Source organism: Pseudomonas sp. BLCC-B112, from assembly GCF_028550695.1.
Lineage (GTDB): Bacteria > Pseudomonadota > Gammaproteobacteria > Pseudomonadales > Pseudomonadaceae > Aquipseudomonas > Aquipseudomonas danubii.
Genome location: NZ_JAQQGK010000005.1, coordinates 333839 through 349566 on the forward strand (window position 1 = coordinate 333839; position 15728 = coordinate 349566).

Annotated in this window: 14 protein-coding genes; 10 read left to right on the forward strand and 4 right to left on the reverse strand. The window is 61.7% G+C overall.

Translation table 11 applies throughout. From position 1 onward, the window contains the following. Positions 1 to 126: 126 nt before the first annotated feature. Both PQT43_RS15370 and rpmE read right to left on the reverse strand, forming a co-directional pair. Complete coding sequence (locus PQT43_RS15370; RefSeq protein ID WP_272754237.1) at positions 127 to 906, reverse strand: thermonuclease family protein; 780 nt, start codon at positions 904 to 906, stop codon at positions 127 to 129. 41 nt (positions 907 to 947) lie between these two features. Next, the gene (rpmE, locus tag PQT43_RS15375) at positions 948 to 1169 is read right to left on the reverse strand and encodes a 50S ribosomal protein L31 (protein WP_011058815.1); all 222 of its coding nucleotides are present in this window, start codon (positions 1167 to 1169) and stop codon (positions 948 to 950) included. 299 nt (positions 1170 to 1468) lie between these two features. On the opposite strand from rpmE, the gene PQT43_RS15380 reads away from it, so the two are divergent. The 10 genes from PQT43_RS15380 to PQT43_RS15425 all read left to right on the forward strand — a co-directional run bounded on the left by PQT43_RS15380 (position 1469) and on the right by PQT43_RS15425 (position 14344). After that, the gene (locus PQT43_RS15380; protein ID WP_272754239.1) at positions 1469 to 3688 is read left to right on the forward strand and encodes a primosomal protein N'; all 2220 of its coding nucleotides are present in this window, start codon (positions 1469 to 1471) and stop codon (positions 3686 to 3688) included. Between the two features lie 211 nt (positions 3689 to 3899). Continuing rightward, the gene (argS, locus tag PQT43_RS15385) at positions 3900 to 5636 is read left to right on the forward strand and encodes an arginine--tRNA ligase (protein ID WP_272754240.1); all 1737 of its coding nucleotides are present in this window, start codon (positions 3900 to 3902) and stop codon (positions 5634 to 5636) included. Between the two features lies 1 nt (position 5637). Continuing rightward, complete coding sequence (locus tag PQT43_RS15390) at positions 5638 to 6345, forward strand: SPOR domain-containing protein (protein WP_016962745.1); 708 nt, start codon at positions 5638 to 5640, stop codon at positions 6343 to 6345. A 198-nt stretch (positions 6346 to 6543) separates the two neighbouring features. Beyond that, positions 6544 to 7074 carry an ATP-dependent protease subunit HslV gene (gene hslV, locus PQT43_RS15395; RefSeq protein WP_003186641.1) on the forward strand — a complete coding sequence of 177 codons (531 nt, stop codon included), beginning with the start codon at positions 6544 to 6546 and terminating at the stop codon, positions 7072 to 7074. A gap of 57 nt (positions 7075 to 7131) precedes the next feature. Beyond that, the gene (gene hslU / locus PQT43_RS15400; RefSeq protein ID WP_110595389.1) at positions 7132 to 8469 is read left to right on the forward strand and encodes an ATP-dependent protease ATPase subunit HslU; all 1338 of its coding nucleotides are present in this window, start codon (positions 7132 to 7134) and stop codon (positions 8467 to 8469) included. Positions 8470 to 8560: 91 nt separating this feature from the next. Next, a complete protein-coding gene (locus PQT43_RS15405; RefSeq protein WP_102862793.1) occupies positions 8561 to 8938 on the forward strand; it encodes a gamma-butyrobetaine hydroxylase-like domain-containing protein in 378 nt (125 codons plus the stop codon). Between the two features lie 258 nt (positions 8939 to 9196). After that, on the forward strand, positions 9197 to 10876 hold the full coding sequence (gene phaC / locus PQT43_RS15410; RefSeq protein ID WP_272754241.1) for a class II poly(R)-hydroxyalkanoic acid synthase: 1680 nt from the start codon (positions 9197 to 9199) through the stop codon (positions 10874 to 10876). 130 nt (positions 10877 to 11006) lie between these two features. After that, on the forward strand, positions 11007 to 11867 hold the full coding sequence (phaZ, locus tag PQT43_RS15415; RefSeq protein ID WP_102862791.1) for a poly(3-hydroxyalkanoate) depolymerase: 861 nt from the start codon (positions 11007 to 11009) through the stop codon (positions 11865 to 11867). Positions 11868 to 11975: 108 nt separating this feature from the next. Then, positions 11976 to 13658 carry a class II poly(R)-hydroxyalkanoic acid synthase gene (gene phaC / locus PQT43_RS15420; protein WP_102882091.1) on the forward strand — a complete coding sequence of 561 codons (1683 nt, stop codon included), beginning with the start codon at positions 11976 to 11978 and terminating at the stop codon, positions 13656 to 13658. 65 nt (positions 13659 to 13723) lie between these two features. After that, positions 13724 to 14344: a TetR/AcrR family transcriptional regulator gene (locus PQT43_RS15425; RefSeq protein WP_102862789.1), complete on the forward strand. Its 621-nt coding sequence runs from the start codon at positions 13724 to 13726 to the stop codon at positions 14342 to 14344. 67 nt (positions 14345 to 14411) lie between these two features. Here PQT43_RS15425 and PQT43_RS15430 read toward each other — a convergent pair whose 3' ends face one another. Together PQT43_RS15430 and PQT43_RS15435 are read right to left on the reverse strand one after the other, a co-directional pair. Beyond that, complete coding sequence (locus tag PQT43_RS15430; protein ID WP_267269258.1) at positions 14412 to 15254, reverse strand: phasin family protein; 843 nt, start codon at positions 15252 to 15254, stop codon at positions 14412 to 14414. Between the two features lie 10 nt (positions 15255 to 15264). Further along, on the reverse strand, positions 15265 to 15687 hold the full coding sequence (locus PQT43_RS15435; protein WP_102862787.1) for a phasin family protein: 423 nt from the start codon (positions 15685 to 15687) through the stop codon (positions 15265 to 15267). Between the last annotated feature and the right edge of the window lie 41 nt (positions 15688 to 15728).

Genomic DNA, 15728 nt, shown 5'->3' on the forward strand with positions numbered 1-15728 from the left:
TCCCTACAAGACTGCCCAGTCACCCCTGTCAAGGCCTGTAGCGTACGACTTTGGGCCAAGAGCCACGGTGCACAAGGCTTTCAACTGTTCACAATCCAATTAAAAAATGTCTACAATTTTTCTTTATCAGAGACGTCTGACCATAGAAGTGTCGGTCACTGACAACATCCAGCGCGCCCCACCCGATGTGGAACCCTCTCGACGCGAGCGCTCCACCACCCAGCCGCGCGCCTCGATTCGCTGCCCCGAAAGCCCCTTGAGCCAGCGACGATCAAAACGCTCCAGGACATTGGGTGCAATGCGCAATACAACCGCACCCCGCAATGTGATCCAAACACCCCCGCGATTGCGCTGCACCTTGCTCACACGCCCTTCAAGCACGACAAAACCCGAACCGCGAATCTGCTCCGCTTTCAGTACAGGTGAACGCCGCCAGAGCCCCAGCCCGGCTCGGCGCGCATGTTTTTCAGCGGCTTGCTGACAAGCCACCAGGGCGACGTTCGGCGCCAGTGCAATCTGGTAGGCCAGCCCTTCAGCGATCAAGCGCGCCTCAAAGTTGATGCCATTGGCACCATAGACATGAGCCAGGGTCCGGCCATAGCGATCACGCCGCTCACGCCCGGGCAACAAACCGACTCGACCACCACTCTGCGTCACCAATTGCTGCAAGCGTTGCCGCGCCGCCACCGCGAAAGGCTCGGCCGACCGCCCTTTAGCGGCCAGCTCCGGCGCATTGAGGCCGATCATGCGTACGCTGCGGCCATCCTTGAGGCGCAGCGTGTCGCCATCCACCACCCGCTGCACGGTTGCAGGAATCAATCCCTTCGGTACCGGGCAAAACGCCTGAGCGGTGGTCAGCCAAATCGCAGACACAAAAAAGGCGCCCACTAGGGACGCCTTTTTCATCAGCGAGGAAAGTCGGTAACGGCTTTCCAGAACGATCAGCCTCAGGCCTTTTTCGTTGCGCCGAAAGCACCGAAGCGCGACTTGAACTTGTCGACACGACCGCCAACGTCCAGAGTCTTTTGCTTACCGGTGTAGAACGGGTGGCACTCGTTGCACACGTCCAGGCTCAGAGGCTTGGCCAGGGTGGAGCGAGTTTCGATGACGTTACCGCAGCTGCAAGTGGCGGTAATGGCTTCGTATACTGGATGGATATCGGCTTTCATGGTGTATTCCTCAGGCTAGCGTGCCGCCACCCAACACTATTGTTGAATACCGCACGAATTAGGGCGCGAATTCTACCAGACCCCGTCAATCGCGCAAGAGATCCTGACTGCACTCCATCAGAAAAACCCCGAGCAGCCTTGACAGCACCCGGTTTGCCGTTCCCTGAGCGACGACGGCCGTCCCAGCATGGCTCAAAGGCCACAGGAACCGGAGCCGTACACGCTTGTGCAGGACACCCCAGAGCGCCTCTGTTAGGCTCCGGGGCTTATTTACTGTCCGCTCAACGAGATTTTCCCGCGTGCCCGACGCCATCCTGCGCCTCGCCCTGCCTTCGCCCCTGCGCCGCTTGTTCGACTACCGTGCACCCGCCGGCGTGCTGCGCGCCCAGTTGCACCCGGGCATGCGCCTGCGGGTGCCGTTCGGCCGTCGGGAAATGATCGGCATCCTGGTGGAAGTGGCGGATCACAGCGAAGTCCCGGCCGAGAAACTCAAGCCGGCGCTGGCCTTGCTGGACCCCACCCCGCCACTGCCACCCGCCCTGTTCAAGCTGTGCCTGTGGACCGCCCAGTATTATCAGCACAGCCTGGGCGACACCCTGAGCTGGGCGCTGCCGGTGCTACTGCGCCAGGGAGAGCTGGCCGAGGCCCGCCAAGAGCGTTTCTGGTCGATTGCCCCTGGCGCCCGCCTTGACGACCCACGCATCGCCCGTGCCCCGCGCCAGCGTGAAGCCCTGGCAACCCTGGCCCAGCATCCCCATGGCGTGCCCCATGCATTGCTGAGCAAGCTGATGCTGAGCAAGGACAGCCTGGATCTGCTTCTGGCCAAGGACCTGGTGCAGGTGGAAGTACGCAAGCACGCTCCGGGCGTGCGCCACGAACACTGGCTGGCCCAGCCCGAGTTGCCGCTCAACAGCGAGCAGCGCGCCGCCTACGAGGCCATCCGCGCCGCGTTCGACAGTTATCACGCCTTTCTCCTGGCTGGCGTCACCGGCAGCGGCAAGACCGAGGTCTACCTGCAACTGATCCGCGAAACCCTGGAAGCCGGCAAGCAGGCGCTGGTGCTGATCCCGGAGATCAACCTGGGGCCGCAAACCCTGGCGCGCTTCGAGCAGCGCTTCAACGCACGCATCGCCCTGCTGCACTCGGCGGTCAATGATCGGGAACGCCTGGACGCCTGGCTCGCGGCCCGGGATGGCGAAGCCGATATCATCATCGGCACCCGCTCGGCCCTGTTCACCCCGATGAAGAATCCCGGGCTGATCATCATCGACGAGGAGCACGATGGCTCCTATAAACAGCAGGAAGGCCTGCGCTACCACGCCCGGGACCTGGCGCTGGTGCGGGCACGCCAGGAAAACATCCCGATTGTCCTGGGCTCGGCCACCCCATCCCTGGAAAGCCTGCACAACGCCTACACCGGTCGCTATGGCCTGCTGCGCCTGAACGAGCGGGCCGGTGGCGCCAAACAGCCACGCTTCCTGCGCCTGGATGTGAAGAGTCGCCCCTTGGACAGCGGTATTTCAGGCCCCATGCAACAAGCCATCGGTCAGACCCTGGCCGCCGGGCAGCAAGTGCTGGTGTTTCTCAACCGCCGGGGCTTCGCTCCGACCCTGCTCTGCCATGACTGCGGCTGGATGTCTGAATGCCAGCGCTGCGATGCCCGGATGACCGTGCACCAGCGCTCCGGCGAGTTGCGCTGCCACCATTGTGGCCACGTCGAGCGCGTGCCCCGGCACTGTCCGCAATGCGGCAAGGTCGACCTGCGCCCCGTGGGCGCCGGAACCGAGCGGGCCGAAGAACGCCTGGGGATCCTGTTCCCCGACTACCCGGTACTACGGGTGGACCGCGACAGCACCTCACGCAAGGATGCGATGAACCAACTGTTCGCCACCATCCAGAAAGGTCATCCGTGCATCCTGGTGGGCACCCAGATGCTGGCCAAGGGGCACCACTTCCCCCGGGTCACCCTGGTATCGATCCTCGATGCCGACGGCGGCCTGTTCTCCGGCGACTTCCGTGCCAGCGAGCGCATGGCGCAACTGATCGTCCAGGTGGCCGGGCGCGCGGGACGCGCCGAAGAACCGGGCAAGGTGATCATCCAGACTCACCTCGCCGACCACCCGCTACTGGTGCAACTGACCGAACAGGGCTACTTCGCCTTTGCCGAGCAGGCCCTGAGCGAGCGCCGCGCCGCCGGCCTGCCACCCTTCGCCCATCTGGCGCTGCTGCGGGCCGAAGCCCACAAGCCGGGCCAGGCCGAAGGTTTTCTGGACGAAGCCTGCAGCGAAGCCGAGCGCTTGCTGACGGAACAGAACCTGAGCGGCATCGAACTGTTGGGCCCGGTGCCGGCGCCGATGGAGCGGCGCGCCGGACGTTACCGTGCACAATTGCTGCTGCAGGCCAACGCCCGGGCACCGCTGCACCGGCTACTCAGCAGTTGGCTGCTGGTGCTGGAGCAGATGCCCAGCGGGCGCCAGGTACGCTGGTCGCTGGATGTGGACCCGGTGGATTTGTATTGATCAACATCGCGCCTTTGCGAGCAGGCCGGCTCCCACGATAGATGGCAGCCAACCCACAAGAGCAGGCCCGCCCGCAGACGGGACCCAGTAGCCACCACCGATCCCTCAGCAGCCCTCTATAGTTGGCAAGCCCGCTTCAGCAACGGATAATGCCCAGTTTTTCCACCCGCGCACCGAAGCGCCGCCGCGCCAGCGGTCGAACGAGAAGACCATGAAAGACACCATTCGCCAGCTCATCCAGCAAGCCATCACCCAACTCGTCACCGAAGGTGTGTTGCCAGAAGGCCTGACGCCGGCGATCCAGGTCGAAAACACTCGCGACAAGACCCACGGTGACTTCGCCAGCAATATCGCCATGATGCTGGCCAAGCCCGCCGGCATGAAGCCTCGCGACCTGGCGGAAAAAATCATTGCCGCATTGCCGGCCCATGAAGACCTGAGCAAGGCAGAAATCGCCGGCCCGGGCTTCATCAACTTCTTCCAGAACACCCAGGCCCTGGCCGCGCGCCTGGACGCCGCCCTTGGCGACGAACGCCTGGGCGTGCGCAAGGCCAACCCGGCACAACGCACCGTGGTCGACATGTCGGCGCCTAACCTGGCCAAAGAGATGCACGTCGGCCATCTGCGCTCCACCATCATCGGCGACGGCGTGGCGCGGGTCCTGGAGTTCCTCGGCGATACCGTGATCCGCCAGAACCACGTCGGCGACTGGGGCACCCAGTTCGGCATGCTGATGGCCTACCTGGAAGAGAACCCCTACACCCGCGACGAGCTGTCCGACCTGGAGAACTTCTACCGCGCCGCCAAGCAACGCTTTGACGAATCCGAAGCCTTTGCCGATCGTGCCCGCAGCCTGGTGGTCAAGCTGCAAGCCGGCGATCCGGACTGCCTGGAGCTGTGGACCAAGTTCAAGGACATCTCCCTGTCCCACTGCCAGAAGATCTATGAGCTGCTGAACGTCAAGCTGACCATGGCCGACGTCATGGGCGAAAGCGCCTATAACGACGACCTGATCAATGTGGTCAACGACCTCAAGGCCAAGGGCATGTTGGTGGAGAGCAACGGCGCCCAGTGCGTGTTCCTCGACGAGTTCAAGAACGCCGAAGGCGAACCGCTGCCAGTGATCATCGTCAAGGCCGACGGCGGCTACCTGTACGCCACCACCGACCTGGCCGCCGTGCGCTACCGCAGCGGCAAGCTCAAGGCCGATCGCGCCCTGTACTTCGTCGACCAGCGCCAGGCCCTGCACTTCCAGCAAGTGTTCGCCGTCGCCCGCAAGGCCGGCTTCGTGACCCATCCGATGGAAATGGAGCACATGGGCTTCGGCACCATGAACGGCGCCGACGGCCGTCCGTTCAAGACCCGCGACGGCGGCACCGTAAAACTCATCGACCTGCTGACCGAAGCCGAAGAACGCGCCTACGCCCTGGTCAAAGAGAAAAACCCGCAACTGCCGGAAGCCGATCTGCGCAGCATCGCCAAGGTAGTGGGCATCGACTCGGTGAAATACGCCGACCTGTCCAAGCACCGCACCAGCGACTACAGCTTCAACTTCGACCTGATGCTCAACTTCGAAGGCAACACCGCCCCTTACCTGTTGTACGCCTACACCCGCGCCGCCGGTGTGTTCCGCAAGCTGGGCAAGGACTTCAGCGAAGTCGGTGGCCAGATCGAACTGCACGCGGCCCAGGAACTGGAGCTGGCGGCCAAGCTGGCGCAGTTCGGCGAGATCCTCAACAACGTCGCCGACAAGGGCACGCCGCACATCCTCTGCACCTACCTGTACGACGTGGCCGGGCTGTTCTCCAGCTTCTACGAGAACTGCCCGATCCTGGCGGCCGAGACGCCGACGCAGATGCACAGCCGCCTGCGCCTCACCGAACTGACCCGTCGCACCCTCAAGCAAGGTCTGGAACTGCTGGGCCTCAAAGTCCTGGAGCAAATGTAAGTTGGCTGCCAAGAAAAAACCTGCACCCAAGCGTGGCGCCAGCCGTTACCAGGCCCCGGCCAAGAAGCCGATTCCGGGCTGGTTGTGGCTGGCCATCGGCCTGACCATTGGCGCCTTCATCGTATTCCTGATGAAGCTCGAACCAGGCAAGGGCGGCGACAGCGTCAAGCGCGAGAAGATCGAACAGCAGAAAGCCAGCAAGATCGCCGAGGCCAACAAGACCCCGCCGAGCCCGCAGCAACCGGTGAAGCCCAAGTACGACTTCTATACCCTGCTGCCGGAATCGGAAGTGATAGTGCCGCCCGAGGCCGTGCCGGAGAAAACCCTGCCGACGCCGCAAGTGCCACCGGTGCCCACCACCCCGGTGACCCCGGCGGAAGCGGCGAAGATCGACACCGCCCGGGCCCAGGCGGCACTGGCCGGCATCACCCCACCGCCAGCGCCACCGGTGGCCAAGGCGGCGCCGGTGACCAAGTTCTTCCTCCAGGCCGGCTCGTTCCGCAAGCAGGCCGATGCCGACAAGGTACGGGCGCAGATCATCCTGCTGGGCCAGTCGGTGGCGGTGGAATCCGGCACGGTGAAGGACGAAACCTGGTACCGGGTATTGGTGGGGCCGTTCAGCAACCGTGAACAACTGACCGTGGCCCAGAAACAACTGGCCGGTGCCGGCTTCAGCAACCTGCTGTTACAACAGCGCCAGAGCCGCTAAGCCGACGGCTACACGATTGATCGCGAACAAGCCCACTCCTGCACAACGCGCCGTAGGAACGGGCTTGCCCGCGAAGCGCTTGCAGCTTGCAACAAAGACCGCCGGTCCCCCGCTACAGCCTCCAGTTGAAAAACGCTCAGCCACCCCCATATGAGTTTCCATCAGGGCACTTTCGCCCCGCTGTGTGGAGACTTCCCCTTGACCACCATCGTTTCAGTCCGCCGCCACGGCAAAGTCGTCATGGGCGGCGACGGCCAGGTATCTCTCGGCAACACCGTGATGAAAGGCAACGCGAAAAAAGTCCGTCGCCTGTACCACGGCCAGGTGATCGCCGGTTTTGCCGGGGCCACCGCTGACGCCTTCACCCTGTTCGAACGCTTCGAAGGCCAGCTGGAGAAACATCAGGGTCACTTGGTGCGAGCCGCTGTTGAACTGGCCAAGGAATGGCGCACCGACCGCTCCCTCAGCCGCCTGGAAGCCATGCTGGCTGTCGCCAACAAGGACGCTTCCTTGATCATCACCGGCAACGGCGACGTGGTTGAGCCCGAAGACGGCCTGATCGCCATGGGTTCCGGTGGCGCCTACGCCCAGGCCGCAGCCAGCGCCTTGCTGAAGAAGACCGACCTGTCGGCCCGTGAAATCGTCGAGACCGCCCTGGGTATCGCCGGCGACATCTGTGTATTCACCAACCATACTCAAACCATCGAGGAGCAGGATCTCGCGGAATAAGCCTGTTACGGCGCTCGCGCCACGGCATTCATTCTTGCTTGAGGACCGCCAATTACTATGTCCATGACACCCCGCGAAATCGTCCACGAACTCAACCGCCATATCATCGGCCAGGACGATGCCAAGCGCGCCGTCGCTATCGCTCTGCGTAACCGCTGGCGCCGCATGCAGCTTCCGGCCGAGCTGCGCGTTGAAGTAACCCCCAAGAACATCCTGATGATCGGCCCGACCGGTGTCGGCAAGACCGAAATCGCCCGGCGCCTGGCCAAACTGGCCAATGCCCCCTTTATCAAGGTCGAAGCCACTAAATTCACCGAGGTCGGCTATGTCGGCCGCGACGTTGAATCGATCATTCGTGACCTGGCCGACGCGGCGATCAAGATGTTCCGCGAACAGGAGATGATCCGGGTTCGCCACCGCGCCGAAGACGCCGCCGAAGAACGCATCCTCGATGCCCTGCTGCCACCGGCACGCACGGGTTTTGGCGGCGATGAAGCGCCAGCCCAGGACTCCAACACCCGCCAGCTGTTCCGCAAGCGCCTGCGCGAAGGCCAACTGGACGACAAGGAAATCGAGATCGAAGTGGCGGAAATCAGTGGTGTCGACATCTCTGCGCCACCGGGCATGGAAGAAATGACCAACCAGCTGCAAAGCCTGTTCGCCAACATGGGCAAGGGCAAGCGCAAGAGCCGCAAGCTCAAGGTCAAGGAAGCGCTGAAGCTGGTGCGCGACGAAGAAGCCAGCCGCCTGGTCAACGATGAGGAACTCAAAGCCAAGGCCCTGGAGGCCGTCGAGCAACATGGCATCGTGTTCATCGACGAGATCGACAAGGTGGCCAAGCGCGGCAATTCCGGCGGCGTCGACGTGTCCCGCGAAGGCGTACAGCGCGACCTGCTGCCGCTGATCGAGGGCTGCACCGTCAACACCAAGCTGGGCATGGTCAAGACCGACCACATCCTGTTCATTGCCTCCGGCGCCTTCCACCTGAGCAAGCCCAGCGATCTGGTGCCAGAGCTGCAAGGCCGCCTGCCGATCCGTGTGGAGCTCAAGGCACTGTCGCCGGAAGACTTCGAGCGCATCCTCAGCGAGCCCCATGCTTCGCTGACCGAGCAGTACCGAGAGCTGCTGAAGACCGAGGGCCTGAATATCGAGTTCCTGCCCGACGGCATCAAGCGCCTGGCGGAGATTGCCTGGCAGGTCAACGAGAAGACCGAGAACATCGGTGCCCGTCGCCTGCACACCCTGCTCGAGCGCCTGCTGGAAGAGGTATCGTTCAGCGCCGGTGACCTGGCCAGTGCCCATAACGAAGAGCCGATCCGCATCGATGCTGCCTACGTCAACAGCCACCTGGGCGAATTGGCGCAGAACGAAGACCTGTCCCGTTATATCCTGTAAGCCTTCACTACCCACGTAGCAGCCGGCCTGTCGGCGATAGGGCCAAACCCGATCGCCGACAGGCCGGCTGCTACCGGAAGGACTACAGGTCATGAGCAAACTCCCCACCGGCATCAACCTGCATAAAGCCTCGAAAACCCTGACCCTGACCTATGGGCCAGACGAGGTCTATCAGCTGCCCGCAGAATTCCTGCGGGTGCACTCCCCCTCCGCCGAGGTCCAGGGCCACGGCAAACCCATCCTCCAGTTCGGCAAGCTAGGCGTGGGCCTGAGCAAGGTTGAACCGGCTGGCCAGTACGCACTGAAATTGACCTTCGATGATGGCCATGACAGCGGATTGTTCACCTGGGAATACCTGTATCAGTTGGCGCTGCGCCAGGACGATCTGTGGAACGATTATCTGGCGGAGCTCAAAGCCGCCGGAAAGACCCGCGATCCGAATCAGTCCGTCATCAAGCTGATGCTCTAACTCAAGCCTCCGACTGTTTAGAGGGCATTTTCTAATTCCATCTGTTTGAATGCTGGGCTGTATGGCCAATGAATGGCCTGCTTGCGAAAAAAATTAAACTCGGGTAACCAATGGAGCTGGCAAGTTCCCTGCAGAGTTTTGCGAGCCTGTAAGGCAGCGGTGCGCAATTAACGGTCACCCGAGCAGTAGTACCTGGCATCGTGCTGTGTGACTGCACAGCAGGTCCGGTACTCGTCTCAGGACAATGGAGCGTCGTAGATGAGTAACAAGAATAACGATGACCTGAAACGCCAAGCCTCGGAAAACACCCTGGGGCTCAATCCGGTTATCGGCTTGCGTAGAAAGGATCTGCTTACCTCTGCTCGAATGGTGCTTGCCCAGGCCATCAAACAACCCATCCACAGCGTCAAGCACGTTGCGCATTTCGGCCTCGAACTGAAGAACGTGATGTTCGGCAAGTCGGCGCTGCAACCGGAGAGCGACGACCGTCGCTTCAACGATCCGGCCTGGAGCCAGAACCCGCTGTACAAACGCTACCTGCAAACCTATCTGGCATGGCGTAAAGAGCTCCACGACTGGATCGGCGACAGCAGCCTGTCGGAGCAGGACATCAGCCGCGGCCACTTCGTGATCAACCTGATGACCGAGGCCATGGCCCCGACCAACAGCGCGGCCAACCCTGCCGCAGTCAAACGCTTCTTCGAAACCGGCGGCAAGAGCCTGCTCGACGGCCTGTCCCACCTGGCCAAAGACCTGGTGCACAACGGCGGCATGCCCAGCCAGGTGAATATGGACGCCTTCGAAGTCGGCAAGAACCTGGGCACCAGCGAAGGGGCTGTGGTGTTTCGCAACGATGTCCTGGAACTGATCCAGTACCGGCCGATCACCGAGCAGGTGCATGAACGCCCACTGCTGGTGGTGCCGCCGCAGATCAACAAGTTCTATGTCTTCGACCTCAGCCCGGACAAGAGCCTGGCGCGGTTCTGCCTGCGCAACAATGTGCAGACCTTCATCGTCAGCTGGCGCAACCCCACCAAGGCACAGCGGGAATGGGGCCTGTCCACCTATATCGAGGCCCTGAAAGAGGCCGTCGACGTGGTGACCGCGATCACCGGCAGCAAAGACGTGAACATGCTCGGTGCCTGCTCCGGCGGCATCACCTGCACGGCCTTGCTGGGCCACTATGCAGCGCTGGGGGAGAAGAAGGTCAATGCCCTGACCCTGCTGGTCAGCGTGCTCGACACCACCCTGGATACCCAGGTAGCCCTGTTCGTCGACGAGCAGACTCTGGAAGCGGCCAAGCGCCACTCCTATCAGGCCGGTGTCCTCGAAGGCCGGGACATGGCCAAAGTGTTCGCCTGGATGCGCCCCAACGATCTGATCTGGAACTACTGGGTCAACAACTACCTGCTGGGCAATGAGCCGCCGGTGTTCGACATCCTGTTCTGGAATAACGACACCACCCGCCTGCCTGCCGCGTTCCACGGCGACCTGATCGAGATGTTCAAGAACAATCCGCTGATCCGCCCCAATGCACTGGAAGTGTGCGGGACGCCGATCGACCTGAAGCAGGTCACGGCCGACATTTTTTCCCTGGCCGGCACCAACGATCACATCACTCCGTGGAAGTCCTGCTACAAGTCGGCACAACTGTTCGGCGGCAATGTGGAGTTCGTGCTGTCCAGCAGCGGTCATATCCAGAGCATCCTCAATCCGCCAGGCAACCCGAAAGCGCGTTACATGACCAGCAGCGATATCCCTGCCTGTCCCGATCAGTGGCAGGAAAACTCGGTCAAGCACACCGACTCCTGGTGGTTGCACTGGCAAGCCTGGCAAGCCGAGCGCTCAGGCGAACTGAAAGCGGCACCCAGTGTTCTGGGCAACAAGAAATACCCAGCCGCCGAGGCTGCACCGGGGACCTACGTCCACGAACGTTGAGCCCAGGTAGTAAACGACGCGGCGCCAGGAGGTGCCGCCAAGCCCTATTCTTGGTACGAGGCCTGGCCTCAGGAAATCCGGAGGACGCCCGGGAAGGCGCCTCCAATGGTTCAATTCACAGGGCTACGGCATGCCACACTCTTTCATCTTCCGTACCGTTGATCTGGACGGCCAGACCATCCGCACTGCGGTACGCCCCGGCAAGCCTCACTTGACGCCGCTGCTGATCTTCAACGGTATCGGCGCCAACCTGGAGCTGGTGTTCCCCTTCGTCCAAGCCCTGGACCCGGACCTGGAGGTCATTGCCTTCGACGTCCCGGGGGTTGGCGGCTCCTCGACCCCAAGCCGGCCTTATCGTTTCCCGGGCCTGGCCAAGCTGACCGCACGCATGCTCGATTACCTGGACTATGGCCAGGTCAACGCGGTGGGCGTTTCATGGGGCGGGGCCCTGGCCCAGCAATTCGCCTACGACTACCCGGAGCGCTGCAAGAAGCTGGTGCTGGCAGCCACCGCCGCCGGCGCTTTCATGGTCCCCGGCAAGCCCAAAGTGCTGTGGATGATGGCCAGCCCGCGGCGCTACGTGCAGCCCTCCCACGTAATGCGCATCGCCCCGCTGATCTACGGTGGCTCCTTCCGCCGCGACCCGAACCTGGCCGCTGAACACGCGGCCAAGGTGCGCTCGGCCGGCAAGCTGGGCTATTACTGGCAGCTGTTCGCCGGCCTGGGCTGGACCAGCATTCACTGGCTGCACAAGATCCGCCAGCCGACCCTGGTGCTGGCCGGTGATGACGATCCGCTGATCCCCTTGGTCAACATGCGTATGCTGGCCTGGCGAATTCCCAACGCCCAGCTGCACATCATCGATGACGGCCACCTGTTCCTGATCACCCGGGCCGAGGCCGTTGCCCCCATCATCATGAAGTTCCTCCAGGAGGAACGACAAAGGGCAGTGATGCATCCGCATCCCCAACCTTTGCGTCCCGTGAAGTAAAAGATACCTGTCGACAGGATCGTCGCGCGCAAGAAGGGCCAGGACCGACTATGTTGTCTGTCTTGGATTGGTCTGCTTGTTAGTGGTTTGACGAAGGAGTGTTGACTCATGCAAGACAAACCTGCGCAGGGCTCGCTGCCCTCCCCCGCAGCCTATATCAACGCACAGAGTGCGATCACCGGTCTGCGCGGCCGGGATCTGCTTTCCACGTTGCGCAGCCTCGCGGCCCACAGTCTACGTAATCCGTTGCACAGCGCCCGTCATACCTTAGCGCTGGGCGGCCAGCTGGGACGCGTGCTGCTGGGGGAAACCCTGCACAAACCCAACCCCAAGGACAACCGTTTCGCCGACCCGGCCTGGACCCTCAACCCTTTTTACAAACGGGGTCTGCAGGCTTACCTGAGCTGGCAGAAGCAAGTCCGGAACTGGATCGACGAGAGCACAATGAGCGAGGACGACCGGGCCCGGGCACACTTTGCCTTTTCCCTGCTCAATGATGCCGTGGCGCCCTCCAACACCCTGCTCAACCCGTTGGCCCTCAAGGAGATTTTCAACACCGGTGGCAACAGCGTAGTGCGCGGCATCAGCAACCTGGTGGATGACCTGCTGCACAACAACGGATTGCCCAGCCAGGTGACCAAACACGCCTTCGAAGTCGGCCGGAACCTGGCCGTAACCCCGGGTTCGGTGGTGTTTCGCAATGAATTGCTGGAACTGATCCAGTACAGCCCCATGAGCGAAAAACAGTACGCCAAGCCAGTGCTGATCGTGCCGCCACAGATCAACAAGTACTACATTTTCGACCTCAGCCCGGCCAACAGCTTCGTTCAGTACGCGCTGAAGAACGGCCTGCAGGTGTTCATGATCAGCTGGCGCAACCCGGACGTGCGCCATCGCGAATGGGGCCTGTCGAGCTATGTGGAAGCGGCCGAAGAGGCACTGAATGTCGCTCGCGCCATTACCGGCAGTCGGGAAGTCAATCTGGTGGGCGCCTGCGCCGGCGGCCTGACCATCGCCGCCCTGCAAGGCCACCTGCAGGCCAAGCGGCAACTGCGCCGGGTCGCCAGCGCCACCTACCTGGTGAGTCTGCTGGACAGCCAGCTGGACAGCCCGGCCACCTTGTTTGCCGATGAGAAAACCCTGGAGGCAGCCAAGCGTCGCTCCTACCAGCAAGGGGTGCTGGACGGCCGCGACATGGCCAAGGTGTTTGCCTGGATGCGCCCCAACGACCTGATCTGGAACTACTGGGTCAACAACTACCTGCTGGGCAAGGAGCCGCCGGTCTTCGACATCCTGTACTGGAACAACGACAGCACCCGCTTGCCCGCCGCCTTGCACGGCGATCTGCTGGACTTCTTCAAGCACAACCCGCTGAGCCACGAGGGTGGACTGGAAGTCTGCGGCACACCGATCGACTTGCAGAAGGTCACGGTGGACAGCTTCAGCGTGGCCGGGATCAACGACCACATCACGCCCTGGGACGCGGTGTACCGCTCGACCCTGCTGCTGGGAGGCGAGAAACGTTTTGTACTGTCCAACAGCGGGCACGTGCAGAGCATCCTCAACCCACCAAGCAACCCCAAGGCCAACTACGTGGAGAACCACAAGCTCAGCAGCGACCCTCGAGCCTGGTACTACGACGCCAAACACGTCGACGGTAGTTGGTGGAGCCAATGGCTGACCTGGGTTCAGGAACACTCCGGAGCGCAGCGGGAAACCCTGACCACCCTGGGCAACCAGAACTACCCACCGATGGAGGCTGCTCCAGGCACCTACGTGCGCGTGCGCTGAAGACACTTTGCACCACGACTCCGCCGTTGGAGTCGTACCCCTCAATGGACCGACAAGAAGTCAGGATGAAGACCCGCGACCGGATACTCGAATGTGCCCTGCAACTGTTCAACCAGAAGGGCGAGCCCAATGTCTCCACCATGGAGGTGGCCAATGAAATGGGGATCAGCCCCGGCAACCTCTACTACCACTTCCATGGCAAGGAACCTCTGGTGCTCGGCTTGTTCGAGCGTTTCCAGAACGAGCTGACACCGCTGCTGGACCCTCCGTCCGATGCCCAACTGGCGCCGGAAGACTATTGGTTGTTCCTACACTTGATTGTCGAGCGCCTGGCCCACTACCGCTTTCTGTTCCAGGACCTCTCCAACCTTGCGGGACGCCTGCCGAAACTGGCCAAAGGCATTCGCAATCTGCTCAACGCCCTCAAGCGCACCCTGGCTTCCCTGCTGGCTCGGCTCAAGGCCCTAGGCCAACTGGTCAGCGGCACCCAAGCCCTGGGCCAGCTGGTGGAACAGATCACCATGACCTTGCTGTTCTCACTGGATTACCAACGGATTCTCGATCGCGAAGGCGAAGTACGCCTGGTGGTCTACCAGATCATGATGCTGGTGGCGCCGCACCTGCTGCCACCGGCAAAACTGGCCACGGAACAGATGGCCCTGCGTTACCTGGATGAACAGGGGTAGCCGATGGCTCCCCAATAAAAAACGCCCGACCTTCGCAGGCCGGGCGTTTTTTGTGTGCCTGATGTAATCAGGACTGGCTGCTTGGCGTCACTGGAGTTGGCGCTGCAGTCGGAGTTACAGCCGGGCCAGGTGCTGCGGCGGAATTCGCCGAGTTGGCCGAGGCCACTGGTGCCGCAGTTGCAGGCTTGGCTGCTGCAGCGGGCTTGGCTGCTACAGGCTTCTTGGCTACAGGCTTTTTCGCCACGGCCGGCTTCGCAGCGGGTTTGGCGGCGGCTTTCACCGCTGGCTTGGCAGCGGGTTTGGCCGCTGGCTTGGCGGCAACGGGCTTGGCGGCGGGTTTGGTTGCCGGTTTGGCGGCCGCTGTTTTCGCTGCTGGTTTGGCAGCAGGTTTTGCGGCGGCCTTGACTGCCGGTTTGGCGGCAGGCTTGACCAGTGGTTTGGCAGCAGGTTTTGCCGCCGGTTTGGCGGCAGCGGTTTTGGCCGCAACCGGCGCGACCTTGGCACCTGTGAGTTTCTCGATCTGCTTGGTCAGGGTATCGACCTTGTCGTGCAGCGCCTTGACCTCATTGCGGCTCGGTACGCCCAGACGCGAGATGGCACTGTTCAAACGCTTGTCGAAAGCGCCTTCCAGTTCATCCCACTTGCCCAGGGCGCGGTCCTTGACGTCGCTGATGCGCGACTTGGCGGAACTTGCGGAGTCTTTGGCAGCATCCACTTTCTTGCCAACTACGCTCTTGGTCAGTTTCTCGGCTTTCTCACCGTCCTTGACCAGTGTCTCGAAAAGCTTGCTGCCGTCAGAGTCGATTTTCGAGTACACGCCTAAACCAGCAAGCCAAATTTTACGGGAGTACTCTTCGACTTTCCCGATCCACGAGCTGCCTTCTTTTTCAGTATTCTTTTTACCAGCCATCCCGTTCTCCTTAATGTTTACGCGCGACACGTTCGAGCAACGCCGTCAGCTCATCGAGCTTAGCAGAGAGTGTCTCAACGTCATGTTTAGACGGAATGCCGATACGATTCAAGGCACTGGCGACGCGCGTGTCAAAAGCCTTCTCGACTTTATCCAGTTGCACTTCGACTTTGCCTTTAAGAGTGCTGACATCCCCTTTAACGCTATCAATCTGACTGTTGGCAGCTTCAAGTTGTTCAGTGACAACTTTTTTGCCTTTCTTTTCAACGGATTGACCAGCCTTGATCAACTCCTGGAAGTAGTCGCTGCCTTCCTGGCCAACTTTGGCGTAGGCACCCAGGCCTGCCAGCCAGATCTTGCGGGCATAGGATTTGACTTCGCTCAGAGCAGTTGATTGAACATCAACTTTTTTCTTCAGAATTACTTTGGCCATGGTGCACCTCACGCGCAGAAGGTTTGAGGAACTGCCCTCGG

Coding starts and splice junctions, on each gene's coding strand:
- PQT43_RS15370 (WP_272754237.1), bottom strand. CDS start 906: ATGAAAAAGGCGTCCCTAGTGGGCGCCTTTTTTGTGTCTGCGATTTGG.
- rpmE (WP_011058815.1), bottom strand. CDS start 1,169: ATGAAAGCCGATATCCATCCAGTATACGAAGCCATTACCGCCACTTGC.
- argS (WP_272754240.1), top strand. CDS start 3,900: ATGAAAGACACCATTCGCCAGCTCATCCAGCAAGCCATCACCCAACTC.
- hslU (WP_110595389.1), top strand. CDS start 7,132: ATGTCCATGACACCCCGCGAAATCGTCCACGAACTCAACCGCCATATC.
- PQT43_RS15405 (WP_102862793.1), top strand. CDS start 8,561: ATGAGCAAACTCCCCACCGGCATCAACCTGCATAAAGCCTCGAAAACC.
- phaC (WP_272754241.1), top strand. CDS start 9,197: ATGAGTAACAAGAATAACGATGACCTGAAACGCCAAGCCTCGGAAAAC.
- phaZ (WP_102862791.1), top strand. CDS start 11,007: ATGCCACACTCTTTCATCTTCCGTACCGTTGATCTGGACGGCCAGACC.
- phaC (WP_102882091.1), top strand. CDS start 11,976: ATGCAAGACAAACCTGCGCAGGGCTCGCTGCCCTCCCCCGCAGCCTAT.
- PQT43_RS15425 (WP_102862789.1), top strand. CDS start 13,724: ATGAAGACCCGCGACCGGATACTCGAATGTGCCCTGCAACTGTTCAAC.
- PQT43_RS15430 (WP_267269258.1), bottom strand. CDS start 15,254: ATGGCTGGTAAAAAGAATACTGAAAAAGAAGGCAGCTCGTGGATCGGG.
- PQT43_RS15435 (WP_102862787.1), bottom strand. CDS start 15,687: ATGGCCAAAGTAATTCTGAAGAAAAAAGTTGATGTTCAATCAACTGCT.